This window comes from Flavobacterium sp., from assembly GCF_031422135.1.
Classification (GTDB): domain Bacteria; phylum Bacteroidota; class Bacteroidia; order Flavobacteriales; family Flavobacteriaceae; genus Flavobacterium.
Genome location: NZ_JANOQD010000007.1, coordinates 1 through 26,402 on the forward strand (window position 1 = coordinate 1; position 26,402 = coordinate 26,402).

Below are 26,402 nucleotides of genomic sequence, written 5' to 3' on the forward strand. Positions count from 1 at the left end.
TTGTAGGCATGTTTGCTCCTTCGGAAACACAAATACATCCATTAGCAACAAGCATATTAGCTTCGTCTGCGTTCAATTCGTTTTGAGTAGCACAGGGTAATGCAATATCACATTTTACTTCCCAAGGACGTTTTCCAGCTACATATTTTGCGTTTGGATATTTTGTCAAATAATCGCTTATACGACCATAGTTTACATTTTTGATTTCCATAACGTAAGCTAATTTCTCGGCATCGATACCAGCTTCGTCATAAATATATCCAGCTGAATCAGATAAAGTAACTACTTTTCCACCTAATTGCGTTGCTTTTTCAGCAGCATATTGAGCAACGTTTCCTGAACCAGAAACTACAACGGTCTTACCAGAAAAACTAGTTCCTTTAGTTTGTAACATACTTTGAGCAAAATACACATCGCCATAACCTGTTGCTTCAGGACGAATAAGTGAGCCTCCAAAAGAAATTCCTTTTCCAGTTAAAACTCCTGTAAATTCGTTTCTTAAACGTTTGTATTGACCAAACATATATCCTACTTCACGTCCTCCAACACCAATATCTCCAGCTGGGACATCCGTATCAGCACCAATGTGCTTCGATAATTCTGTCATAAATGATTGGCAGAATTTCATAATTTCATTGTCTGATTTTCCTTTTGGATCAAAATCTGCTCCACCTTTTCCTCCACCCATTGGTAAAGTAGTTAAGCTGTTTTTGAATGTTTGCTCAAAAGCTAAAAATTTCAAAATACTCAGGTTTACAGATGGATGAAAGCGAATTCCTCCTTTGTACGGACCAATAGCAGAATTCATTTGAATGCGGTATCCACGGTTTACTTGTGTATTACCAGCATCGTCAAGCCAAACCACTCGAAACATAATAACACGTTCTGCTTCGACCATTCTTTCTAAAAGCATTTTGCCTTCATATTTTTTATTTTTTTCAATAAAAGGAATTACAGTTTCTGCAACTTCTTTAACTGCCTGCATAAATTCAGGTTCATTCGGGTTTCTTTTACCTACTGCTTCGATGAAAGCATCAATACTTTGTGACATGATTTATAGATTATTAACGTTTTAAGAAAACGTTTTCGTTACGGACAGCAAATATACATTTTATAAAAATATAGCCAATTTTTTTATATTAAAACAATTATAAATTGTTTAAGAAATCAATAAAAAGGAGGATTGTTAATTTTTTGTTGTCATTTCTTCAACTTATTTATATTTTAGATGAATAATTAATTCTTGTTTTATACATTTGTTTATTATTTGCAAAACCACCTCAAATGTTAAATAAAATTTTAATTACTTCAATATTGGTATTTAGCTTTAATTTTACTCAAGCTCAATACGGTAGAAACTACAAAGAAATAGGGTTTTTAGCAGGGCCTGTTTTTTTTCAGTCTGATTACGGGCAAAGAAACAATTTCGATAACTACATTAATAATAATGGATATAATATAGGAGTCTACTATTATTTAACGCCAAACGAAAACACCAGAAGTATTAGAGAGTATTTTAAATTAAGACTAGATCTTAACTTTATGAAAAGTGACTTAAAACATTATGGAAAATATGTGGAAGGGAACAGTGTTTTTAAAAACCAACTAAAGGGGATGAGAGGTAAAACGCAAACACTAAGTTTGGGTTCTCAAATAGAGTTCTATCCATTTAGAACTGACGATTACAGACGTGGTTATCGGTTTTCGCCATACATTAGCTTTGGTGCTCAAATTAACTATTATGACACTACAGCATTTTCATTAAATGGTCCTTTGGGAAATTCTCAAACTACTCCAACTAAATATTTGGGTGCCTATAGAAACGAAGGTGGATCTGTAGCTTCAATTAGTACCAGTATTGGAACACGATACAAATTATCAAATTACGATGCATTAACTGTAGATTTTAAAGCTCAATATTATTTTTCTGACTGGGTTGATGGTTTAAATCCAAATAGAAGAATATATACTGAAAACAAATCTAATGACTGGTCTACAATAATCAATTTTGGATATGTTTATTATTTTGAGTAAAATAATTTTAGTATAAAAATAAGAATCCCGATACTTAATCTATTAGTATCGGGATTCTTATTTATTCTAATGCTTGTTTGATATCAGCAATAAGGTCTTCGATATCCTCGATTCCTACACTCAATCGAACAAGATCATCTGTAATTCCTATTTCTTTTCTTTTTTCTTCAGGAATTGATGCGTGTGTCATTAAAGCAGGATGATTTGCTAACGATTCTACACCACCTAACGATTCAGCAAGGGTAAATACATTTACTTTTTCTAAAAAAGAAATGGCATCTTCTTTCTTTTTGGATTTGAATGTAAAGGTTACCATACCACCAAAACCACCTATCATTTGTTTTTTTGCAATTTCGTGGTACGGATGCGAAGGCAATCCTGGATAATACACTCGTTCTATTTTTGGGTGATTTAAGAGAAAATCTGCGATTTTAGTTCCGTTTTCACAATGTCTTTGCACTCTTAGATGCAATGTTTTAATTCCTCTTAAGACCAGAAAACTATCCATTGGGCCGAGTGTTGCTCCTGTTGCAAATTGTTGAAAGTGCAGTTGATTGCCTAATGCTTCATCTTTTACAATTAAGGCTCCTGCAATCACATCAGAATGTCCACCAAGATACTTGGTTGCTGAGTGCATTACAATATCAGCGCCTAAATCCAATGGTTTCTGAAGATAAGGTGTAGCAAAAGTATTATCTACAGCAAATAAGATGTTGTGTTGTTTGGTAATTTTTGCAATTTCCTGAATATCAGCTAATTTCATTAACGGATTCGTTGGTGTTTCTACCCAAACTAATTTTGTGTTTGTATTGATTAATGATTTGAATTTCTCCATATCATTCATATCTACAAAATGAAATTTTATGCCACTATCTTTATATATACGAGTAAACATTCTATAAGTTCCACCATACAAATCGTCCATAGCAATAATTTCATCACCAGTTTTGAAAGAGCGTAAAACACAATCGGTAGCTGCCAAACCTGATGAAAACGCCAATCCACGAACGCCATTTTCTATACTTGCTAATGCGTTTTCTAATGCCGAACGGGTTGGATTAGCTGCACGACTGTATTCGTAATCTGGGTTCAAAGGTTGTCCTGGACTCGTCTGTACAAATGTTGAGGTTTGATAAACAGGTGGCATTACAGCTCCTGTACTTGGATCGTGGTGTTGACCACCGTGTATGGTTTTGGTATTGAATTTCATTTTGTTGTAATTTTTATGGTAAAGATAATAAGTTAAAAAGAGTTGTTACGTGTTTTAACATAAGAAATAGCGATAAAATTAGTTTTTAACTTTATCAGGATTGTAACCTACATAGGTCATTTCAGTCTCTTTAAAATGAATCCCAAACTGCTCTAGTTCTTTTAGAATAGGCAAATAAACTTCTTCTTTTATAGGTAATTGAACTCCTGGAGTAGTAATTTTTCCGTTTAAAATTTGTAAAGTTGCCATTGCAACAGGCAAACCAACTGTTTTTGCCATAGCGGTATAGGTTTGGTCGTCTCCTATGCAAACCATTTTGGAGTCTATTTGATGTTGTTTTCCGTTGAGTTCGTAACCAAATTTATGATACATTACAATCATATCCTTGTCGTTTTCTTGCAAAGTCCACTTGTCAGTAAGAATTTTTTCTAGAATTTGGGCAGGTGTGGCGTCTTTTATACCCACCGTTTTGTTTTTATTAAATAAATCAAGCTCTAGCAATTTATCCCACATAATGTCGTCTTGCTCGATTCCAAGTTGCATTCTTAACTTTATTTCGACAGAATCTGTTGGGTGGTAGGGCAAAAATAAATTGACAAACTCTCTGTAACTAATGGTTTCAGAATCGTCAATAACATACGAATCGTCTGTCATTCCCAGTTGTACAAACATATTCCAAGCTTTTGAATATCCCACTTTACGAATAGTACCCCGATATAACGTTAAAATGTCGTCAAGACCATAAATGCTTCTGTATTTTAGAGAATCACGATTGGCATATCCTTCAAAACGACCATAACCTTCTACTTCGAGAAACTCGGTTCTACGAAATAATTTATGATATGGAATGTATTTGTAAGTACCTTCTTGAATAAACTTTGCTGCGCCACCTTGACCCGCCAAAACCACATTTCTAGGTGCCCAAGTAAACTTGTAATTCCAAAGATTGTTGTCTGATTCTGGGGCAACTAATCCACCGCAGAAAGATTCAAAAAGTATCATTTTACCACCTTTATCCCTAATTTCGTCAATAATTTTCATTGCACTCATATGGTCGATACCGGGATCAAGACCAATTTCGTTCATAAAAACAAGATTGTTTTCCTTTACTTTAGCATCTAATGCTTGCATCGCATCACTTATGTAAGAAGCGGTCACCATATGTTTTTTGAAAACGATACAATCTTTAGCCACTTCAATATGCAAATGAGCTGGTAACATTGAAATAACAATGTCGGCTTTTTGAATTTGCGTTTTTCTTTGATTTTCATCAAAAATATCTAATGCAATGGCAGTCGCATTTTTATGGTTGTGTGTTTTCTTTTGGGCTAAAGCCAAAGATAAATCACCAATGGTAAGATGCAAATTTTCGCTTTCAGATTTGTCTAAAAGGTATTTTATAAGGGACGATGCGGAACGACCCGCACCAATAATAAGTACATTTCTCATTTTGTTTTCTAAAAAAGTCACGCAAATGTAATGAAATGTTATATTTTTGAGGGTATAATTCAATTAATTGACCGTTTATGGATAAAAAAATTACACTCACAGCACTTGTTTTTGGATTTGTTTCAATTGTATTGGGTGCTTTTGGAGCTCATACCTTAAAAAAAATTTTAGAAGTTGACCAACTTTCTTCGTTTGAAACTGGGGTTAAATTTATGATGTATCACGCATTATTTTTACTTTTTATAGCTACAAATCAACTAATTGACTCAAAACAGAAGAAAATAATTTACAGTTTGGTTCTATTTGGGACAATTCTGTTTTCTTTTTCCATATTTCTGCTAACAACTACCGCTATTACTGGAATTAATTTTAAGTTTGTGGGTCCAATTACACCTATTGGAGGATTATTTTTAATTTTTTCTTGGGGAGTAACATTTTACTACATCGTTGTAAAAAAATCCTAATATTGATTTTCGTTTCAATAATATTTATACTTTTGCATTTTGTATTAGTATTCAACACATATCACTTTTTATGGAAACATACACCCAGATTACGAAATCGATTTCGTTAGAAAAATACGGAATTACAAATGTTCAAGAAATCATTCACAATCCATCGTTTGATTTTTTATACGAAGAAGAACTAAACCCTACACTTCAAGGTTTCGAAAAAGGACAGCTAACTGAATTGGGTGCTGTGAATGTTATGACTGGAGAGTTTACTGGTCGATCCCCAAAAGATAAATATATTGTTAAAGACGCTGTTACCGAAAATACAATTTGGTGGACTTCTGACAAAGCAGTAAATGACAACAAAGCCATCACACAAAACACTTGGAATGCTTTAAAAGAAACTACGGTGAACCAATTGTCTGGTAAAAGATTGTTTGTAGTAGATACTTTTTGTGGTGCCAATGAAAACACACGTCTTAAAGTTCGTTTTATAATGGAAGTAGCTTGGCAAGCACATTTTGTTAAAAATATGTTTATTCGTCCAACTGATGCTGAAATGGAAACCTATGGAGAACCCGATTTTGTGGTTATGAATGGTTCTAAAACCGAATTTAAAGATTTTGCTGCTCACGGATTAAATTCAGAAGTATACGTTGCCTTCAATTTGACTGAAAAAATTCAGCTAATAGGTGGTACTTGGTATGGTGGCGAAATGAAAAAAGGACTTTTCTCGATGATGAACTATTACTTGCCATTGCAAGGAATGGCATCGATGCATTGTTCTGCAAATAAAGGTGCTGATGGCGATGTGGCTGTTTTCTTTGGACTATCAGGTACTGGAAAAACCACTTTATCTACAGATCCAAAACGGGAATTGATAGGTGATGACGAACACGGTTGGGATAACGATGGTGTTTTTAACTTTGAAGGCGGTTGTTATGCTAAAACAATCGATTTAAGTCGTGAAAACGAACCAGATATTTACAAAGCAATTCGCAAGAATGCGTTATTAGAAAACGTGACGGTTGATGCGAATGGAAAAATAGATTTTAAAGACGGATCTGTGACACAAAACACAAGAGTTTCGTACCCAATAAACCATATTGATAACATTGTAACCCCTGTTTCTAAAGCGGGACATGCCACCAAAGTAATTTTCTTAACAGCAGATGCTTTTGGAATTTTACCTCCAGTTTCAAAACTGACACCAGAACAAACTAAATACTTCTTTTTATCTGGTTTTACAGCAAAATTAGCTGGAACAGAAAGAGGTGTAACGGAACCAACACCAACATTTTCCGCTTGTTTCGGAAAAGCATTTTTATCACTTCATCCTACAAAATATGGCGAAGAATTGGTAAAAAAAATGGAACAGCATAAAGCCACTGCCTATATGGTAAATACTGGCTGGAACGGAACAGGAAAACGAATTTCTATCAAAGACACACGTGCTATTATTGATAGAATTTTGGATGGTTCAATGGAAAAAGCAACTACTGAAATGGTTCCTGTTTTTAATTTAGAAGTTCCAACTACTCTTGAAGGAGTAAATACTGATATTTTAGACCCTAGGAAAACGTATGCTACAGCTTCAGAATGGAACACTAAAGCAGAAGATTTAGCTAAAAAATTCATCAATAACTTTGTTCAATATACGGATAACGAAGAAGGGAAAAACCTTGTAAAAGCAGGGCCACAATTATAATTACGTTATTAATTCTAATTATTTTATTAAAGAGTTGTTCCTAGAGCAACTCTTTTTTATTTGTAGTATTCATATTTTCTGATTGAATCAACATTCTAAATTTTTCAAAAACAGAAATGGTTTTCTCATTGATTTCTTGATAAGTAAGCCTGTCTTTTGTTTGATAGAAAAACATAAAAGCATATTTTTGGTTTAAATTATCCAGCAATAACGTCTTGTTTAATCGATAGGTTTCACGCAGAACACGTTTATAATAATTGCGATCTACTGCTTTTTTGAAATATTTTTTAGAAACAGAAACGCCCATTTTTATTTTTCCTTCAACATTTTTATCAATAGGAATATAAACCAAACGCAACGGATATTTTGATACTGATTTTCCTTCTGAAAATAGTAAATCAATGGTTGTTTTGCTTTTTAATTTTTCTTCTATTGGGTAACCATCATTCATGGGGTAAAGGTATTAAATACATTTTAGTTTCATAACTATAAATTTTAACATTAAGCTAGTTTTATAATGATTTAAAAAAGTAACTTTATGTAAACGAAACTATTTTTCGTGATTTAGTTATAATAAAAAGAGAGACTGTATTACATCTTAAAAATCGACAAAATCAATATAAAATCCCTAATTAGTGGCTAAAAAATTGATTTTTTTCTGTTAAGAAACACAAAAAAGAGGAAATCTCGATAGTTTTGAGACTTCCTCTTTTATAATTATTTTAAAAAATTATTTTGTTTTTTTAACGTACTGTGTTAAAATCACAATATGCTGTCCGTCAACTCTACCTTCTATCTGTTCTGCGTTGTCCCAAACTAATTTGATGTTGTGAACAGGAGCGCCTCTTTTTGCAATAAAGTTGGCTCCTTTTACATCTAAATCTTTGATTAAAACCACAGAATCTCCGTCTTGCAAAATGTTTCCGTTGGAATCTTTATGAATTATTTTCCCTTCTTCGTCATCGCCTTCACCAGTTGCTTTAGCCCATTCAAGTGCTTCTTCATCTAGATACATCATTTCAATAAGGTCTTGAGGCCATCCTTCGGTGCGAAGTCTAGTAAGCATTCGCCAAGCCACGATTTGAACTGGTAAATTTTCGTTCCACATACTTTCACTCAAACAACGCCAATCGTTTGGGTTTGTCGTGATGGTGTTTTCTATTTGATCTTTAAGATTTTGGGTAATTAGTAAACAAGTCTCTAGTGTATCTTCTACTTTTGGAGCAACCGTATAAATAACCAAATTTTCTTCAATTCCGCTAATTTCGCATTTGGAATTGCTACGGTCTTTTAATTTTTTTTCAAGAACACCCATTGCATTTTGTTATTTATAAATTGAAAGAAGCACCAATATTTATAACAAACTGGTTATTGTAATTTTTAAATCCATTGGTGTTATTTTCATAGCTAGCAATTGGAATTCCCGCTTCAGTATACAAACCAAATCCATCTGTAAAAAAATAACGAACCCCTAAATGAGCTCCAAAATTGCGCAATCCTAGATTAAGACCAGGATAAATATCTATTTTTTCGTCCAGTTTAAAAACGTTTCCAAGGTTCGCATTGAAACGCGCTTTGACATCGACTCTGTCTTCAAATTCCGCAAAGCTATTGGCAGAAAGTAGGTATGAACCTACAAATCCGTATGACATATTTTCACCAATACCAAAATCAGCAGATATACTTATTCCATTTGCTCCATCTTGAAAGGTGGCGCCAACTTGACCTTTAACATCTCCTTTTCCTTTGTAAGCTTGAGCACTAACCATACTTGTAGCTACCATAAATACCATTACAATAAAATTTTTCATTTTGTTTTTCATTTTAATTATAGCCGCAAATATAGTAAGTTCTTAATTAATTCCTGCCATTTTCGTTAGGATACAAGTCAGGTAGGTTGTTGCTTTGCCAAAATTCTTTAGTATCAATATTTAAAATAGTTAGTGGTCCAAGAAACGCAGCACCAGTATCGATGTTCCAAACACCTGCTTTTTGAATGGGAATTGTTTGACCTATTCGAGTTACAGGAGTGTGTCCTATATATATTTCGTGATATAAACGAAATCTTTTAGGATACAATGCACTATTTTTTTCTATATTTTGATCAAGAGCTAATGCAGTTTCCCAAAGTGTTCGGTCCCAATATAGTAATTTAGGAAAATATTCATAATCAACTCCATTCATATTGGTAAAGCCCGCGTGTACGAAAAGGCGATTTTTTGAGTCTATGAAATAATTTTTCAAAGATTTTAGAAAATCAATATGTTTCCTCTTTATTTCAGAGGATATGAAGCTATACGCTAAAACGGTTGCCTCGCCACCATGTTTATACCATTCTAAATTGTCTTTACTCTCTGACAACCATTCTAAAAGTAACTCATCGTGATTGCCACGAATAAAAACACATTTTTGTTTTTGATCTAATTCTATTAAAAAATCAATTACTTGAGGGGATTCGCTCCAACCATCAACATAATCGCCTAAAAAAACTAAAGTATCGTTTAGGGTAATATTTGCTTTTTCAATAACTTGTTTTAAGGCTCGCAATCCACCGTGTATATCACCAACAACTAATGTTCGACTCATTTGGTTAGTTTTTGAATAAAAGTACATCAAATTAGCTAATAAGTTAACTTAAAATTCACACTTTAATAAACTGATGATAAAATGACCAAAAACGCCTTTTTTGTAAAAACAAGAAAAAATCAAAAAACATATAACAGTATTAAACTTACTTTTTTTTGAAAAAACCGTTATTTCACTGGTTCTAATTAACATATAATTAACTTTTTTTTAAGGTAAAACCGTAAGCAGGAACGAAAATAGCTTTATAATTTTACAAATTATAAAAAGTAAAATACCACAACAGTCTTTACTTCAAATAATCTAAAAAATATTAATCTATACAATTTCACATTATGAAAACAGTTACCTACACATTCGCACTTTTTTTAGTAGCGATCACTTTTTCTTCTTGCACAGCAGATGAAATGACAGAAAACACAAAACCACAATTTACAACAGTGGCCGATATTCCAATTGATCCACCAATAATGCCAGACAAACCAAAATAAGAACTAGGGATAAATAGTAAACAGATATTCTAACCAAAAAACATAAAATTATGAAAACAATCACATATACATTAGCGTTTCTTTTAATAACAATCACTTTTTCTTCTTGCACAGCAGATGAAATGACAGAAAACACAAAACCACAATTTACAACAGCGGCCGATATTCCAATTGATCCACCAATAATGCCAGACAAACCAAAATAAGAACTACGGATAAATAGCAAACAGATAATCCCTCAAAATTTAACATTATGAAAACAATCACTTATACATTAGCGTTTCTTTTAATAACAATCACTTTTTCTTCTTGCACAGCAGATGAAATGACAGAAAACACAAAACCACAATTTACAACAGAGGCCGATACTCCAATTGATCCACCAATAATGCCTGATAAACCAAAGTAAGAGAGTCTTAATAAAATTGTTTTAAAGTATATTTTTTAAGTAAATTTGTTAAAACAAAAAACAAATTTACAATTTGAAAAAAATAATTTATATTTTTTTATGCAGTATTATTTTTACTAGTTGTAATCAAAGGGATAAAAGTAAAACTGTAGAAAATCCTAAGAAAACAATTGATACTTTATTGTCAAAATCATACAATTCCAAACTAGACAAAAACACACGTTTGGTATATGCAGATTCATTATTTAATATTTTGAATAACGAAGTAAATGATTCAAGTACAAGATACTATTATTTAAAACTTTCGAATAGGTATTTTAATCTTAATGAATCTGAAAAATATGTTGAAACTTCTAGAAGGTTACAAAAACTAGCTCTTGAAAGTAAGGATACACTTGCCATAGCTAAAAGCCTACAATATATAGGCGACTATCATTACGAGCAATTTAATAAAGACAGTGCCTATTATTATTACAGCAAAGCAGAAAAAACATATGGACAGTTAAAAAATGATGAAAACATTGATAGGTTAAAGCTTTATAAAGCAAACATCTTGTTCTACGAAAAAGACTTTTCGGGTTGTGAAAACGCCATCATTGCCATTTTAAAAACAGCAAAGAAAAAAACAGACACTCGGTTGGTCTACGATTGTTATATCACTCTAGGAAACGCTCTTGACGGGCTTAATAATTCTGAAAGTGCCCTTGAATACTATAATAAAGCATTCACTTTGACTAATGAGTTAAAGAATGATTCTCAATATGATTTGCTAAAGGTACAGACCTATAATTATATTGGAAAAACCTATCAGAAGCAACAAAAACATAAAATTGCTATTGACTATTTCAATAAAGCTTTAAATGAGTTAAAAGTTAAGAATACTAAAAACTTGTCCTATGCTAATTTGATTAACAATCTTGCTTATTCAGAATTCAAAACAGGAAATCAAGTCGCTTTTAAATTATTTATTGAAGCCTACAAGATAAGAGTAAGCTTAAATAATATTCCAGGAATAATTTCTAGCAAAATTAACCTAGCTGAATATTATTTAGATCAAAAAGACACCTTAAAAGCTTTTAAAAATGGCTATCAAGCTAGAAATGAAGCACGTCAAAATAAAATCTTTGAAGACGAGCTCAAGGCCTTGGAGCTTTTAACTCAAATCGATCCAAAAAACGATTCTTTTTACAATAACCGATTTATTAAACTCACTGATAGCCTTCAAAATAATGAAAGGGCAATTCGGAATAAATTTGCAAGAATCGAATTTGAAACGGATGAAATTACCAATCAAAAAAAAGATATTGAAGTTGAGAAAGATAGAATTTCATTTCAGCGCTGGATAATACTTGGTTTTGGGTTGTTTTCAATATCGATAATGGGCTTGCTGTATTTAACTAAAATGCAACATTCCAGAAACAAAGTACTGCAATTTGAACAACAACAGCAAAAAGCAAATGAGGAAATATATCAGTTGCTTTTAGAGCAACAAATCAAAATTGATGAGGCCAGACAAAAAGAAAAAAAACGAATTTCTCAAGAGTTACATGATGGTATAATGAATAAATTAACCAGCACAAGACTTAATTTGTTTATTCTAAGTAAAAAAAACGATGAAGAAACCATTGCAAAATGCCTTAAACACATAGATAATATTCAAAACATTGAAAAAGAAATAAGAAGCATCTCTCATAATCTTGCCAATGATGTTTTTAAAGACAAAGACAGCTTTAAAATAATGATTGAAAGTCTTTTTGAAGTTCAAAACGAAACCTCAAAAACAGAGTTTGTTTTAGAAATGAGTGAATTTATAAATTGGGAAGTAGTTGACAATAAAACAAAAATTAATATTTATAGAATTTTTCAAGAGACTATGCAAAATGCCAATAAATATGCAAACGCAAAAAAATGCACCGCCATAATTATATTAAATTCTGACAATTATATTGAGATTGATATTGTGGATAACGGAGTAGGGTTTGATCTTAAAAAAGAAAAAGCAGGAATTGGATTAAAAAATATATTCTCCAGAGTAAACAGTATTGGAGGCAAGATAACTATTGAATCAGAATTAGGAAAAGGAACCTATATAAATTTGATTATCCCAGTTTAAATTTTTACTTTCACAGTTGAAATAAAACGTGAAAAGTGAAAGTGAAAATTTTAATAATAGACGACCATCCTTCTATGATTGAAGGATACAAAACCATTTTATCGTACAACAACTTAGGTTACGATATTGAATATACCGAAGCTTATAATTGCCAGACTGCCTTTGAGTTAATTACCAATAAAAGACTAGTAATAGATTATGATGTTGTTTTTTTGGACTATAGCTTACCCCCTTTTGAAAAAGAAAATATTTTTAACGGTCAGGATTTAGGACTTGTAATTAGAAAACACTTGCTAAATACTAAAATTGTGATATTGACTTCACATATCGAAGGAATAATACTTTATGATTTAAATACCGCCCTTAAACCCGAAGGGATTTTAGTTAAAAGCGATTTCAGTGCTGACGAATTGATAAAAGCGTTTGATTATATTATGAATAATTATACCTATTACAGTGAAACAGCACATAAAGTAATTAAAGAGCTTTTGTCAAAAAACATTTTTTTAGACGAGATCAATAGACATATAATTACCCTTATAGCTGATGGAGTTGTAACTAAAAATATACCAGAAAGAATACAGCTATCATTAAGTTCTATCGAAAAAAGGAAAAACACAATTAGAGACTACTTTGGTCTTACAAGAAAAGGTTCAGACGAAGAAATTATTCGTGAAGCAAGAAAAAAAGGTTTAATATGATTTTTCTTATAAAGTGCCAAAAACAGCCTAATTTTAACAAAAAATACGTGGTTTTACCGTAACCTAAAAAGCTAAAAGTTGAATAATTTTGTACTTGTTATTAGTTTATTAATTAAAAAAGAATCTTCAAAGGGTTTAAAACTAAAAAACAGCTGTTACACATGTAAACTTTTAGATTATGTCACAAAAAACACAAAAAATAGAAAAAGAAGTTAAATACACTTTGCTCTTATCTACATTAGGATTGTCTATTTATGCAATTTTAGCATTGAATTTGTTGTTAATAACCTTAAACATATCTGAATTAATAAATGAAATTGATTTTGATAAAATTTCAATCACATTCATAGATGGATTTTATGCTTTAAATGGTAAAAAAATAGGAGTTTCTATTTTTTATAATATAATAATGTTGTTTATAATTTGGTTTCTAATGATTTTACACACTTTAAAAGTAATTAAAAAACCCATCACCTACATTTACACTTAGAGAACGCTATTTATTGTATTTCATTTTTCGCAACACACGTAAAGCTTCTTTAAAACTTAAATAAATATTTGGATAAGGTTTTAAAAATGGCTTGGCATCAATTAATCTTTGTTTTGCATTTTCAAATCCGTTCAAAAAACAAATCATTAAAGTTGAAGGCAGGTTTTCTAAATCCTTTAATTCCCTTTGATTTAAACCAATATTCTTATTTAATTTTTCTAATAATGATTTGTTTGAATTATAAATGTGGTGTAACATTTTTTTATTATAAACAGGAGGTTCAAACAACATTGTGTTTTCTATTTTGTAATACCCATTATCAAAAAACGTAATGGTTACTTTCTCCAAAGGATAATAACTCGTTTTGTCGTTTAAACCTAAAGAAATATATTCTGTAATCTCAAACGAAGTATCATCAAAAGCTATTGAAACTTCGTCTTGTGCCGAATAAAAAAGCTTGATTTGTTCATTAATTAATTCAATATCTACTCTGTACAAATAGGTTTTTTCACGCACCTTTTTTTGATTTCCAGACCAGCAAACCACAAACAGTTCCTTAAAAACTTTATGATTAGCATACATATCCTTGTGTCGAATATTGATAAAATCCAGAACACCATCAAGCGTATATCCAATGCTGTTTCTGGAGTTGTTTTCGATGCTAATAACGGTTTCTACATTTTGTTTTGAAAAAGAAATTTTATCTTCTGTAGGAATGGTGTTGCTTCCCACACGTTTAAAAATGGAATTGGCTACAATAGTATGAATTCCTTTTTTAAAAAATGACACTTTACTGTTGGGTTTTATGGTAACCAATCCCACGACTTTGTCTTTTGGTAAATTAGGAAAAGGTACGTTTTCGTACTGAATTCGTGGTGGGTTTTCTAGGAATGCATTGACCAAATTTTGAATGCGACTATCGTCAAAAAAATCGTCGCCAACAATTTCATTGTCTGAATCTTCCACGCCAACCACAATGTAAGAATTGTTTGTAGGATTAGAATTGGACAACGCACAAATATGCTTCAAAAATTTCGCCTTCCCTTCCCGAGAATGCAAATTTAATTGTCGCTTCTTGTCATAGAAACCGCACTCATCGTTGTGAGCCAAAAGGTTTTTAATAAGAAGACGTTTGTTTATCATTTGTTTTAAGATTGTCGAATGCAGATTGCTTCGCCAGTTCGCACTTTCTGGCTTGGGTAACGATTTCCGACTTAAAAAATTAATTAGAATGCATAAAATAACGATGTTAAAATCTGCAATAAAAAATCATTAATTTCAATCTTAAATCACTATGGCACTTTATTTCCAATACTTTCTGTCCAAATTGCAAACCAATCTTCTAAATCTAATATAAGACCTATAGCTCGAGTTGCGTTTTTTAATCTTTCGATACTCGTTGTCCCAATTACTGGCAAAACACCCGATGGATGTTGCATTATCCAAGCCAAAAGTAAAACGTCGCTCGACACATTATATTTTATTTCAAAGTTTTGTAAAAGCAAATTCAAACGTTGTGTTTGCTCCGATTTCTCTCGGAAAACGCTTCCTAACGGATTCCAAGACATTGGTGTAATTTTATGCAATTGCATAAAATCCAAACTCCCATCAAGCATTGGTTGTAAATGCGTTGCCGAAAATTGAATTTGATTAAACTCAACTTTTGTTTTTTGATGAATTAATTCTGTTTGCATTGGTGTAAAATTAGAAACCCCAAAACTTTTGATTTTTCCTTCGGATTTCAACTTTTCAATGGCTTCGGCAATTTCGTCTGCTTGCATCAACGGACTTGGTCGGTGCAACAAAAGTGCGTCAAGATAATCGGTTTTTAAATTTCGCAACGAATTTTCGACCGACCAAACAATGTATGCTGCGGAGTAATTGTAATGTTTGACTTTGTTATCTCGTCCTTCTGTATGTTGTATCCCACATTTGGAAATTAATTGAATTTTTTCTCTTTCGATTTTACTTTCTACGAAAGCTTTTCCGAAACTCGCTTCAGTGGTATATCCGCCATAAATATCGGCGTGATCAAAAGAGGTAGTGTTATTTTCCAAACAAGAATGTAGCATTTCAACCATTTGATTGGTGTTGTAATTTTTGCCCCAAATTCCCCAAGTCATTACACCCGAAATTATTCTAGAAAACTGCATTTTTAATGGTTTTAAATTTAAAGTCTTAAAAATAGACAAATACTATCATAAATCATCCTTAAAAAGTAATCTTTAGAAGAAGTTTTAACCATTTTTTAACATCTTACTTCTAAAAAAAATTTCAATTTGCACCATAATAAAATACATACTAAATTCACGGTTTTAAAAATACAGAAATGGAAGAAAATACAACGACTTTAGACATTAGAGCGATTAATGAAAAGATTGAAAGAGAAAGTGCTTTTATAGACCTTCTCACAATGGAAATGAACAAAGTAATTGTCGGACAAAAACACATGATTGAACGATTGTTAATTGGATTGTTAGGAAAAGGACATATTTTGCTCGAAGGCGTTCCTGGATTGGCAAAAACTTTGGCTATAAACACCCTATCGCAAGCCATTCAAGGATCGTTTAGTCGAATTCAATTCACACCCGATTTGTTGCCTGCCGATGTAGTGGGAACTATGATTTACAACATCAAACAAAACGAATTCTCCATAAAAAAAGGACCAATCTTTGCCAATTTCGTTTTGGCAGATGAGATAAATCGTGCGCCAGCCAAAGTACAATCGGCACTTTTGGAAGCCATGCAAGAAAAACAAGTGACTATTGGTGACACAACATTCAAGTTGGACAGACCATTTTTAGTGCTTGCCACTCAAAATCCAATCGAACAAGAAGGGACGTATCCTTTGCCAGAAGCGCAAGTCGATCGTTTTATGTTGAAAACCGTTATCGATTATCCAAAATTGGAAGACGAGCGAATGGTCATTCGTCAAAATCTAAATGGGGAATTTCAAAAAGTAAATCCAGTAGTTTCTGTGGAACAAATTCTCCGTGCTCAAGATGCAGTTCGTGAAGTATATATGGATGAAAAAATCGAAAAATATATTTTGGATATTATTTTCGCCACGCGCTATCCAGAAAAATACAAATTAGAAAGCCTGAAACCTTTGATTAGTTTTGGAGCATCGCCACGTGGAAGCATCAATTTAGCAAATGCAGCCAAATGTTATGCTTTTATCAAACGTCGTGGCTATGTTATTCCTGAAGATGTTCGTGCCGTTGTTCACGATGTGTTGCGACACAGAATCGGAATTACCTACGAAGCGGAAGCAGAAAATGTAACTTCTGTGGACATTATCAACAAAATTGTAAACGAAATTGAAGTACCCTAGATATTTTAGATTTCTGATATAAGATTTTAGATTTTAGATCTGAAATCAAAAATCGTTAATCTTCAATCAAAAATCAATATGGATACCAAAGAACTCTTAAAAAAAGTACGAAAAATAGAAATCAAAACCCGAAGATTGAGCGATCATATCTTTTCGGGCGAATACCATACGTCTTTCAAAGGGCGAGGAATGACTTTTTCCGAAGTGCGACAATACCAATATGGTGATGATATTCGTGCCATTGATTGGAATGTTACCGCACGATACAACGAGGCACACGTAAAAGTTTTTGAAGAAGAAAGAGAACTCACAATGATGTTGATGGTGGACATTTCGGGGTCGGAAAGTTTTGGAACTAAAAACCAACTCAAAAGCGAAATTGTAACCGAAATTGCTGCAACAATGGCGTTTTCGGCAACACAAAACAACGACAAAATAGGGTTAATCTTGTTTACCGATCAAATCGAATTGTACATTCCGCCTAAAAAAGGAAAACCACACGTGTTACGAATCATACGAGAACTTATAGAATTCAAGCCTAAAAGCAATAAAACAGATATTTCGCAAGCCTTGAAATTTTTGTCTGGAACCCAAAAGAAGAAAGCAATCGTTTTTATGATTTCCGATTTTATAACCGATGACGATTACGAAAAAACATTGAAAATTGCTTCCAAAAAACATGACATCACTGGTGTTCGGGTGTATGACATTCGGGAAGAAAAAATGACAAATATAGGTTTGGTAGCAATGCAAGACTCTGAAACTGGCGAAACACAATGGATAAATACCAACTCGAAAACGGTTCGTTTGCAATATGAAAAATATTATAACGACAAAGTAAATTTCTTTAAGGATATTTTTTCAAAATGTGGTTCAGGTATTGTGAACACTAGAGTGGACGAAAGTTATGTCACCAAATTATTAGGATATTTTAAATCGAGATAGGGATTTAAGATTTTTGATTGCAGATTTAAATAAGATTATAACTAATGAACAAACAAATTTTAGAAGATAGATTAATAGATTTTGCTGTATTGGTTGTTGAAATTTCTAGAGATTTTGAAAAGAGTTATGCTGGAAATCATTTATTAGGACAAATAATTCGCTCATCTACTTCACCAGCTTTAAATTATGGAGAAGCTCAAAGTGCAGAAAGCAAAAGAGATTTTGTACATAAAATGGGGATTTGTCTAAAGGAATTGAGAGAAACGTTTTAATTGTTTAAAAATTATTGAGAAAGCAAAATTATCAACAAATATCGAAAATATATTAATCGCTAAAAAAGAAGCAAACGAACTCATATCAATTTTTGTTTCAAGTATTAAAACAGCAAAAACAAATCCATAACACACTAAAACAGAAATCAACAAAAAGGTATTAAGAAGAAAAACAAAAGATTTCAGTTTACAAGAATCAAAAATAGCTGCAATCAAAAATCGTTAATCTTCAATCAACAATCAAATGAAACTAAAATTATACATATTCTTATTACTATCAACTTCACTTTTTGCTCAAAAAGTCGAAACCTCTATTGATACGACCAAAAACAAAATTGGAGCACAATTCACCCTAACGCTCAAGGCAAAAGTAAAACCAACGTCAACAGTTATTTTCCCAAAAGCCACAAATTTCGGTGCATTGGAAGTTATAGAATCTTATCCAATTGATACCATAAAAGAAAACGATCGTTACGAATTGATAAAAAAATACGGACTAACTCAATTTGATTCTGGAAAATATGTAATTCCAAAAATTCCAGTTTTAATCGACAGAATTTCAGTTTTTTCAGACAGTTTGTTAATAGAGGTAAACAATGTTGAAGTCGATACGTTAAAACAAAAAATGTACGACATAAAACCCATCATTCAGGTCGAAAGGCCTTTGGGAAACTGGTGGAAATATCTTTTAGGAACAATAGGTATCATTGGATTGGTTTGTCTGGCTTATTTTCTCTGGAAAAAATACCGAAAAGCGCCTGAAAAAGAAATAGTGTACAATTCGCCAATCGAAAAAGCTACCAGTTTACTGCAATTATTAGAGAAAAAAGAATTACTTCAAAAAGGAGAAATCAAAGAATATTATTCGGAATTGACAGATATTGCTAGAGATTATATCGAAGAAGCCATCGAAATTCCAGCGAAAGAAAGCACCACATCGGAACTTATTGTTGCGCTTCGAGCGGCATCGACTAAAAAGAAAATGAAACTTTCAAAAGAAATATTGGTAAGTTTAGAAAAGGTTTTAAAACAAGCCGATTTGGTAAAATTTGCCAAAGTAAAACCGTTGGAATTTGAAATTGTCAATGATCGTGAAGTGATAGAAAAAACCATCATTACACTCGACAAATCGATTCCTGTAACTATTGACGATACGAGTACAAAAGCAGAATTACTCAAAGAAGAATTACGAATTAAAAAAGAAAAAAAGAAAAAAATTGCCGCCATTATCGGGATTTCATCCTTTTTAATTATTGGAATTTTAATATTTATAACCATTACTAAAGGAATCGACTATGTTAAAAATGGATTTGTAGGACATTCAACTACCGAATTGTTAAATGGCGATTGGATAAAAAGCGAATATGGTGATCCAAGTATTTCTATTGAAACACCAAAGGTTTTAATACGAATGGATGTTCAAAAAGCGGTTCCAAAAGATGCAATGGCACTCATCAAGGAAATGCAGATGTTTGGTTATGGAAGCTTAATCGATCAGTTTTATATAGCAGTTTCGGCCGCAAAATTCAAGAAGGAGACTGATATTGATTTGTCACAAGCACTCAACGGAATTATAAAAACGCTTGAAGCACAAGGTGCGCAAAATATATTTCCAAAAGAAGCAGAATTTACAACCGAAAAAGGGGTCAAAGGAATCAAAGGTTTTGGAAGTTTTACTTTTGACAATCAAAGAATGTATTACGAAATTATTTTGTTTAGCCAAGAAGGTGGTCTACAACAAATTATGTTTGCACACAAAGAAGGCGACGAAAATGCAGAGAAAATAGCAGAACGAATGTTAAACTCTGTCGAATTACAAATTACCAACTAAAATGACGAATATCACTTTTACAAATCCGGAATTTTTTTGGTTGTTTCTATTGCTACCACTAGTTATTGTTTGGTATTTCTATAAAAGGAAAGTGGAAAAACCAACCTTAAAGATAAGTTCATTAAAAGGATTTAAAGCTTCAGAATCTATTTTGCCAAAACTAAAACCATTGTTATTTGTATTGCGATTGTTGGCTTTAAGTTTGTTAATTGTAGCAATGGCAAGACCACGAACGGTCGATGTGAGTAATAAAAATAATACTACAAATGGTATTGATATCGTTATAGCCTCTGACGTTTCTGGAAGTATGCTTGCCAAAGATTTAAAACCAAATCGAATGGAAGCACTTAAACGAGTAGCCGCCGATTTTGTTGAAGCGCGTCCAAACGATAGAATAGGCGTGGTTGTTTATGCGGCCGAAGCCTACACCAAAATTCCAGTTACAAGTGACAAAGCGGTCGTTCTTGAAGCTATAAGTAGTATTGAATATGATGGTGTTTTGCAAGACGGAACAGGAATTGGAATGGGTTTAGCAACGGCTGTTAATCGATTAAAAGATAGTAAAGCCAAAAGCAAAGTTGTTATTTTAATGACCGATGGAGTGAATAATGCTGGTTTTATTGAGCCTACTATGGCATCCGAAATGGCAACAGAGTTTGGCATCAAAGTATATACTATAGGAATAGGAACCAATGGGAATGCACTATTCCCATATGCCTATGCTCCCAACGGAAAAGGATTTTTGTTTAAAATGATGCCTGTGCAAATAGATCAAGAATTAATGCGTGACATTGCTAAAAAAACAGGCGGAAAATATTTTAGAGCAACAGACAATTCTGGATTGGAAAACATCTATAAAGAAATTAATAAATTAGAAACATCGGAAGTAGAAGAATTAAAATTTGTCAATTATGATGAAAAATTCAGACCACTAGTTTGGTTGGCTGGATTGTTATTATTAATTGAAATTTTATTACGGAATACTATTTTTAAAAGTTTTATTTAATTTTAAAAAATTGAAAGTGATTTTTGAAACTGCCATTGAAATTTAAAAAAAATGTACGAATTAGACGAATCAAAATACTTATACCTATTGTTTCTTTTGCCACTGTTGGCATTACTTTTTCTATATGTTCAATATTGGAAAATAAAAGCACAGAAAGAATTTGGTGATTTAGAAATGGTAAAAAAATTAAGTCCTGAAAAATCAAGGTTCAAACCAGCCTTAAAATTCGGGGTTGTTTTATTGGCAATAACAATGTTGATTTTAGGATTGGTTAATCCAAAAATCGGAACAAAAGTAGAGAAAGTAAAACGAGAAGGAATAGATATTGTTTTTGCTATTGATGTCTCAAAAAGTATGCTGGCAGAAGACATTGCACCAAACCGATTGGAAAAAAGCAAGCAAATTGTATCACAGATCATTAACAATTTGGGAAGCGACAGAATTGGAATCATTGCTTACGCAGGCAGTGCTTTTCCAGTATTACCTATTACAACTGATTATAATGTTGCTAAAATGTTCTTACAAAGTATGAATCCAGATATGGTTTCCTCACAAGGGAGTAATCTAGATGAAGCCATAACACTATCAGAAACCTATTTTAAAGGAAGTCCAAACACAAGCAAACTAATGATTATGGTGACCGACGGAGAAGACCATTCAGAAGGCGCTGAAGATGCTGCTGAGAACGCCAAAAAAATGGGAATGAAAATAATTACCATTGGAATAGGAACAACCTCTGGAGGACCCATTCCAAACAAACGAAATGGTGTTATCGAAAGCTTCCACCGTGATAAAAGTACAGGAGAAGTAGTTGTTACAAAATTGCGACCAGAAGGATTAGAAGTTATTGCTAAAGCAGCAAAAGGAGGTTATATAAACGGAAACAATACTAAAGAAGTAGTCAGTTTTATAAAAAAATCATTAAACAACATTCAAAAAACAGAATTTGAAGCTACAGAAACCGCCAGTTTTCAATCGCAATTTCAATGGTTTTTAGGATTTGGATTTTTTCTGTTATTGTTAGATGTTTTTTTGTTAGAAAGAAAAACAAAATGGGTACAAAAATTGGATTTATTTAATGAGAAAAAGAATTAACTGCAAAGTGCTCAAAAAAACTTTGTGACTTTTGCCGAAAACCTTTGCGTTCTCTGCGGTTAAAAAAAATGAAAATGAAAAACATAATTTTATATCTAATCTTATTCTTTTCTGTGTCAACATTCGCACAGAAAAAAGACTTTGATTTGCCTGATGGAAATGAAAACTTCGTCAAGAAAGAATATGCACAAGCGGAGGCTAATTATAGAATATCTAAAGCCAACAATGCAAAAAGAGCTACAGCATCCTATAATTTAGGCAATGCTATTTACAAACAAAAACAACCAAGTGAAGCCAAATACGCCTTTGCAAAAGCGATTGAAAGTGCGAAAGGTAAAGCTCAAAAACACAGTGCTTCACACAATTTAGGGAATGTGTTTATGGCTGAAAAAGAGTATGGCAAAGCAGTAGAAGCATATAAAAATGCTTTGCGAAACAATCCTAACGATGAACAAACACGTTATAATTTTGCTTTAGCAAAGAAAATGCAAAAAGAAAATCCTCCCAAAAAAGAAGATAAAAAAGACGACAAAAAAGATAAAAAGGACGAGCCTAAAGAAGACAAAAAAGACCAACCAAAAGAAGGCGACGACAAGAAAGATGATAAAGGCAAACCAAAAGAGAATAAACAAGAGCCTAAACCACAAAATAGCCCATCCAAACAGCAATTAAAAAACTTACTTGATGCCGTTAATAATGAAGAAAAGAAAGTCCAAGACAAAGTAAATGGCAAAAAAGTAAAAGGAAAACCAACGGATAACGAAAAAGACTGGTAGATTTAAAAGCAATAGTATAGATTTGCGTCCTGAATACAAAGCATTTCAAAACAAATGAAAAAATACATATTCATATTATTATTAACAATTCAAGGGGTTTATGCTCAAGTGCAATTTGTAGCACAAGCAAGCAAAAACAACATCGGTATCAATGAGCGACTTCGTATTGATTTTGCAATGAATGAAGACGGAGATAATTTTAGTCCACCTGCTTTTGAAGGTTTTAAGGTAATTGCTGGCCCTAGTCAATCGGTTAGTTATCAATGGGTGAATCAACGTAAATCGTTCGAGAAAACATATTCATACTACTTGGCACCTATCAAAAAAGGGACTTTTATCATAAAGTCAGCAACTATAGAGATAAATGGTCAATTGCTTAAAACCAATCCGGTCAAAATAATTGTTGGCAATGCCGTAGCAGAAGAACCAGATCCTTACAGTCCGTATTATCAACAACAAAGACAGCAACAACAAAGACAACAACAGCAGCAACTTGATGCAAGTTCGGGTAAGGAGGGAGTACATCTAGTAGCAGAAATATCAAATCCTAATCCATATCTTAATGAACCAATAACGGTGGTTTATAAGATTTATGTAAGCAATAATTCTGGTGTAAGAGGCTGGAGCCAGATAGACAATCCAAAATATTCCAATTTTTGGAGTCAAAACATCGATATAAAACAATTGAGTATTCAACAAGGCAAATACAAAGGACAGGATTATCGATATGCCATTTTAAGAAAAACAGTCCTGTATCCTCAAAAATCGGGAAAATTGGAAATTGCTCCACTCTCATTAGATGTCGAAGTAGAAATACCTTCTGGTCAAGCTGATTTTTTTGGGAGACAACAAATGACAGTTGGAACTAAAAGAGTTTCTGCTGGTGCTAGACTTATAAGTGTAAAACCATTGCCTGAAGCAGGGAAACCAACTGATTTTTCAGGAGCAGTAGGGGATTTTGATTTTAAAGTTTCCCCGTCAAAAACAACGTTAAAAAACGGAGAATCGTTAGACTTGAAAGTAGAAGTTTCAGGAAAAGGGAACTTGAAATTGTTTACATTACCTAAGCCCATTATTCCAAGTTCACTAGAAATGTATGATCCTGTGCACAAAGAAAATGTATCGACACCACTTTCTGGAATGGTAGGAAACATTTCAGATTCGTACACCATAATTCCACAGTACAAAGGGAGTTATCCTATTCAACCTCTTACTTTTTCGTATTTCGATTTAGGGAGTAAAACCTATAAAACTATTACTTCAAAGTCAATGAATATTGAAGTTTTAGACGGGCCAACAGCTTCAAATGATAATACGGTTGCAAGTAACAATCCTAATAAAACTAAAATAGCTACAAACGCTGCTTTCGGATTTATAAAACTGAAAACAACATTGGTTGATGTTAAAAAAGCTCCTTTTTTAGATTCAGGATTGTTCTATGTTTTGTTATTGTTGCCGTTTTTACTTATTCCAATAATAATGGCAATCAAAAAGAAAAAAGAAGCCATTGATGGCGATGTAGTAGGAAATAGAATCAAATTGTCTAATAAACTCGCTAAGAAATATTTATCGGAAGCACAAAAACAAATTAACAACAAAGAGCCGTTTTATATTGCACTAGAAAAAGCAATGCACAATTTCTTAAAAGCCAAATTGCATATCGAAACTTCAGAAATGAGTAAAGATAAAATCAAAGAAATTTTACTATCTAAAAAGGCAAACCCTGAATCTGTTGGTAATTTTATTGCATTGACAGAAAACTGCGAATTTGCTCGTTATGCGCCATCAACCAGTGTTTCAATTCAACAAGATTATGATAAGGCGGTTACAATTATTTCTGAATTAGAAAAACAAATTTCTTAACGATGCTTAATTTGATACGGTTCGAAAACAAACAAACAATGAAAAAGTTATTTATACTATTTCTATTTCTTTCTCAAACCATTTGGGCACAATCTGCTTTTGAAAAAGGAAATACTTTATATCAGAATGGAAGTTATAATGAAGCCATTACAGTTTACGAAAACATTTTGAAATCAGGACAACAATCTGCAGAATTGTACTTTAATCTGGGAAATTGTTATTACAAACAAAACAACGTAGCGCCAGCCATTTTTAATTTTGAAAAAGCACTGTTGCTTAATCCAAACGATGCAGAAATTCAAAACAACTTGGCTTTTGCCCAAAAAATGACCATTGATGAAGTTGTTGAGGTCCCAAAAGTTGGTTTTTCAAAAATGATTCAAGAGTTTACATCAAGTTATCATTATGACACTTGGGCTTGGATCTCAATTGTTTTAGCACTTTTATTTTTGGGCTGCTTTTTAGGGTATTATTTTTCAAATACAACCGTTTTAAAAAGGATTTTCTTCACATCAATGCTGTTTGTTCTTTTATTTGCTTTGTTGAGTATTGTTTCAGGGTTTTATGAAAAAAATAGATCCGACAAGTACAGACCCGCCATAGTTTTCACGGAAGTGACTTCAGTAAAAAGCGAACCTAGATCTACTTCACAAGAAACGTTTAAATTGCACGCTGGCACCAAAGTCAGCGTGTTAGAAAGTTTAAATAACTACAAAAAAATCCAATTATTAGACTTAAAAGAAGGCTGGATTGATAAAAGTGCGATTAAGGAATTGAAGTAGAGAAGAATGCTATTACAAGCAAAAGAAAAATTCATTCTGAACAACACACCGATTATATTTTTGTTACCACAACTTCTGAAATTGAAATATCTTGGTGGTTTTATATTGGCATAGTAAGCCTCGTTTTTTTTATTTTTTATAAGTTAACAATGAAGAAACATAATGAATAGTTCATTATTACTTTTCGCTCTTCTTATCGCTTTGAGTCTTCACTTTAAATTCAGCATACCAATCCTCTAAAGTAGGATATACAAATCGTGCAGCGGCATGAATAGGATTGTAAAACATTGAGCTGTTTAGTGTTTCTTGTTTTACAATAAAATTATTTACATTGATTTTCTGAAAAATATTAAAAACAATACTTAACATTAAAACCGTTTTCAAAACACTAAAAGTGGCACCTCCAAGCTTGTTGAGCCATCCTAAATAGGCAAAATCAGCCACTCCAGTAAAAAATTTAGCTAGTAAATGAATAGTGAAAATCACGGCTAAAAAAGTAAGTGCAAAAGATGTAATTTCGATATACTTTGGATTCCAAGTCACATTATTTTCCAAAACATTCTTCATTAAATAAGAAAACTTAATTGCGACAAAAATCCCAACAACCAGCGAAACTAAAGAAGCTAACTCTACAAAAAGCCCGTTTTTAACTCCTTTATAAAAAGCATAAACCAATAATGCACCCAAAACAATATCTAAAAAACTCATCTTTTTTATTTTTTAAAACAAATATAATAGAAAAGACAATATCAGGAGGCTTTTACAGAATAGACTTCTATAAATTGTTCAAAAAGCATCAAGACCAAACTTCAACTTCTTATATTTGCCAATAATTTTGATTTTTAGTAGAAATTCTAA

The 26,402-nt window shown here is 32.4% G+C and carries 27 protein-coding genes and 1 pseudogene; 18 read left to right on the forward strand and 10 right to left on the reverse strand.

Annotated elements, in window-relative coordinates:
• Positions 1-1,051: NADP-specific glutamate dehydrogenase (gene gdhA, locus RMO70_RS01340; RefSeq protein ID WP_310554623.1), on the reverse strand; the 1,051-nt coding region annotated here is incomplete at its 3' end.
• A gap of 233 nt (positions 1,052-1,284) precedes the next feature.
• Between gdhA and RMO70_RS01345 the strand changes: the two genes are divergently transcribed.
• On the forward strand, positions 1,285-2,034 hold the full coding sequence (locus RMO70_RS01345; RefSeq protein ID WP_310554624.1) for a THC0290_0291 family protein: 750 nt from the start codon (positions 1,285-1,287) through the stop codon (positions 2,032-2,034).
• Positions 2,035-2,095: 61 nt separating this feature from the next.
• Here the strand turns inward: RMO70_RS01345 and RMO70_RS01350 are convergent.
• Together RMO70_RS01350 and RMO70_RS01355 are read right to left on the reverse strand one after the other, a co-directional pair.
• Positions 2,096-3,247 (reverse strand): annotated as a pseudogene (locus RMO70_RS01350) (cystathionine gamma-synthase); the annotation flags it as partial.
• A gap of 75 nt (positions 3,248-3,322) precedes the next feature.
• A complete protein-coding gene (locus RMO70_RS01355; RefSeq protein WP_310554625.1) occupies positions 3,323-4,693 on the reverse strand; it encodes a saccharopine dehydrogenase C-terminal domain-containing protein in 1,371 nt (456 codons plus the stop codon).
• Between the two features lie 77 nt (positions 4,694-4,770).
• On the opposite strand from RMO70_RS01355, the gene RMO70_RS01360 reads away from it, so the two are divergent.
• Positions 4,771-5,157, forward strand: coding sequence for a DUF423 domain-containing protein (locus RMO70_RS01360; protein WP_310554626.1), 387 nt, complete (start codon positions 4,771-4,773; stop codon positions 5,155-5,157).
• 70 nt (positions 5,158-5,227) lie between these two features.
• Complete coding sequence (gene pckA, locus RMO70_RS01365) at positions 5,228-6,853, forward strand: phosphoenolpyruvate carboxykinase (ATP) (protein ID WP_310554627.1); 1,626 nt, start codon at positions 5,228-5,230, stop codon at positions 6,851-6,853.
• Positions 6,854-6,893: 40 nt separating this feature from the next.
• Here pckA and rnpA read toward each other — a convergent pair whose 3' ends face one another.
• The 4 genes from rnpA to RMO70_RS01385 all read right to left on the reverse strand — a co-directional run bounded on the left by rnpA (position 6,894) and on the right by RMO70_RS01385 (position 9,439).
• On the reverse strand, positions 6,894-7,304 hold the full coding sequence (gene rnpA / locus RMO70_RS01370) for a ribonuclease P protein component (RefSeq protein ID WP_310554628.1): 411 nt from the start codon (positions 7,302-7,304) through the stop codon (positions 6,894-6,896).
• A 279-nt stretch (positions 7,305-7,583) separates the two neighbouring features.
• Positions 7,584-8,168, reverse strand: coding sequence for a PhnA domain-containing protein (locus RMO70_RS01375; RefSeq protein ID WP_310554629.1), 585 nt, complete (start codon positions 8,166-8,168; stop codon positions 7,584-7,586).
• Positions 8,169-8,181: 13 nt separating this feature from the next.
• Positions 8,182-8,664 carry a DUF6646 family protein gene (locus tag RMO70_RS01380; RefSeq protein WP_310554630.1) on the reverse strand — a complete coding sequence of 161 codons (483 nt, stop codon included), beginning with the start codon at positions 8,662-8,664 and terminating at the stop codon, positions 8,182-8,184.
• A 46-nt stretch (positions 8,665-8,710) separates the two neighbouring features.
• Positions 8,711-9,439, reverse strand: a complete 729-nt coding sequence (locus RMO70_RS01385) for a metallophosphoesterase family protein (RefSeq protein ID WP_310554631.1) — start codon at positions 9,437-9,439, stop codon at positions 8,711-8,713.
• Between the two features lie 332 nt (positions 9,440-9,771).
• On the opposite strand from RMO70_RS01385, the gene RMO70_RS01390 reads away from it, so the two are divergent.
• The 6 genes from RMO70_RS01390 (at position 9,772) to RMO70_RS01415 (ending at position 13,640) form a co-directional block, all read left to right on the forward strand.
• Positions 9,772-9,927, forward strand: a complete 156-nt coding sequence (locus RMO70_RS01390) for a hypothetical protein (protein WP_310554632.1) — start codon at positions 9,772-9,774, stop codon at positions 9,925-9,927.
• Positions 9,928-9,977: 50 nt separating this feature from the next.
• Positions 9,978-10,133 carry a hypothetical protein gene (locus RMO70_RS01395; protein WP_310554633.1) on the forward strand — a complete coding sequence of 52 codons (156 nt, stop codon included), beginning with the start codon at positions 9,978-9,980 and terminating at the stop codon, positions 10,131-10,133.
• 47 nt (positions 10,134-10,180) lie between these two features.
• Positions 10,181-10,336 (forward strand): hypothetical protein, encoded by a 156-nt coding sequence (locus RMO70_RS01400; RefSeq protein WP_310554634.1) that lies wholly within the window; start codon positions 10,181-10,183, stop codon positions 10,334-10,336.
• A gap of 73 nt (positions 10,337-10,409) precedes the next feature.
• On the forward strand, positions 10,410-12,449 hold the full coding sequence (locus tag RMO70_RS01405) for an ATP-binding protein (RefSeq protein ID WP_310554635.1): 2,040 nt from the start codon (positions 10,410-10,412) through the stop codon (positions 12,447-12,449).
• Positions 12,450-12,490: 41 nt separating this feature from the next.
• Entirely contained in the window at positions 12,491-13,150 is a 660-nt protein-coding gene (locus RMO70_RS01410) for a response regulator (RefSeq protein ID WP_310554636.1), read from the forward strand.
• A 178-nt stretch (positions 13,151-13,328) separates the two neighbouring features.
• Entirely contained in the window at positions 13,329-13,640 is a 312-nt protein-coding gene (locus tag RMO70_RS01415) for a hypothetical protein (RefSeq protein WP_310554637.1), read from the forward strand.
• 6 nt (positions 13,641-13,646) lie between these two features.
• Here the strand turns inward: RMO70_RS01415 and RMO70_RS01420 are convergent, their stop codons facing one another.
• Both RMO70_RS01420 and RMO70_RS01425 read right to left on the reverse strand, forming a co-directional pair.
• On the reverse strand, positions 13,647-14,783 hold the full coding sequence (locus RMO70_RS01420; RefSeq protein WP_310554638.1) for an ATP-binding protein: 1,137 nt from the start codon (positions 14,781-14,783) through the stop codon (positions 13,647-13,649).
• Between the two features lie 149 nt (positions 14,784-14,932).
• Positions 14,933-15,793 carry an aldo/keto reductase gene (locus RMO70_RS01425; RefSeq protein WP_310554639.1) on the reverse strand — a complete coding sequence of 287 codons (861 nt, stop codon included), beginning with the start codon at positions 15,791-15,793 and terminating at the stop codon, positions 14,933-14,935.
• A gap of 176 nt (positions 15,794-15,969) precedes the next feature.
• Between RMO70_RS01425 and RMO70_RS01430 the strand changes: the two genes are divergently transcribed.
• The 9 genes from RMO70_RS01430 to RMO70_RS01470 all read left to right on the forward strand — a co-directional run bounded on the left by RMO70_RS01430 (position 15,970) and on the right by RMO70_RS01470 (position 25,544).
• A complete protein-coding gene (locus tag RMO70_RS01430) occupies positions 15,970-16,974 on the forward strand; it encodes a MoxR family ATPase (protein WP_310554640.1) in 1,005 nt (334 codons plus the stop codon).
• A 78-nt stretch (positions 16,975-17,052) separates the two neighbouring features.
• The gene (locus tag RMO70_RS01435) at positions 17,053-17,919 is read left to right on the forward strand and encodes a DUF58 domain-containing protein (protein ID WP_310554641.1); all 867 of its coding nucleotides are present in this window, start codon (positions 17,053-17,055) and stop codon (positions 17,917-17,919) included.
• Positions 17,920-17,963: 44 nt separating this feature from the next.
• Complete coding sequence (locus tag RMO70_RS01440) at positions 17,964-18,191, forward strand: four helix bundle protein (RefSeq protein WP_310554642.1); 228 nt, start codon at positions 17,964-17,966, stop codon at positions 18,189-18,191.
• A gap of 244 nt (positions 18,192-18,435) precedes the next feature.
• Positions 18,436-20,022 (forward strand): hypothetical protein, encoded by a 1,587-nt coding sequence (locus tag RMO70_RS01445; RefSeq protein WP_310554643.1) that lies wholly within the window; start codon positions 18,436-18,438, stop codon positions 20,020-20,022.
• A 1-nt stretch (position 20,023) separates the two neighbouring features.
• On the forward strand, positions 20,024-21,028 hold the full coding sequence (locus RMO70_RS01450; RefSeq protein WP_310554644.1) for a VWA domain-containing protein: 1,005 nt from the start codon (positions 20,024-20,026) through the stop codon (positions 21,026-21,028).
• 51 nt (positions 21,029-21,079) lie between these two features.
• Positions 21,080-22,123 (forward strand): VWA domain-containing protein, encoded by a 1,044-nt coding sequence (locus RMO70_RS01455; RefSeq protein WP_310554645.1) that lies wholly within the window; start codon positions 21,080-21,082, stop codon positions 22,121-22,123.
• Between the two features lie 74 nt (positions 22,124-22,197).
• A complete protein-coding gene (locus RMO70_RS01460; protein ID WP_310554646.1) occupies positions 22,198-22,899 on the forward strand; it encodes a tetratricopeptide repeat protein in 702 nt (233 codons plus the stop codon).
• A 54-nt stretch (positions 22,900-22,953) separates the two neighbouring features.
• Positions 22,954-24,762, forward strand: a complete 1,809-nt coding sequence (locus RMO70_RS01465; protein WP_310554647.1) for a BatD family protein — start codon at positions 22,954-22,956, stop codon at positions 24,760-24,762.
• 38 nt (positions 24,763-24,800) lie between these two features.
• Positions 24,801-25,544 (forward strand): tetratricopeptide repeat protein, encoded by a 744-nt coding sequence (locus tag RMO70_RS01470; RefSeq protein WP_310554648.1) that lies wholly within the window; start codon positions 24,801-24,803, stop codon positions 25,542-25,544.
• Positions 25,545-25,721: 177 nt separating this feature from the next.
• On the opposite strand, the gene RMO70_RS01475 is transcribed toward RMO70_RS01470, so the two are convergent.
• Positions 25,722-26,252, reverse strand: a complete 531-nt coding sequence (locus tag RMO70_RS01475; protein ID WP_310554649.1) for a CvpA family protein — start codon at positions 26,250-26,252, stop codon at positions 25,722-25,724.
• Between the last annotated feature and the right edge of the window lie 150 nt (positions 26,253-26,402).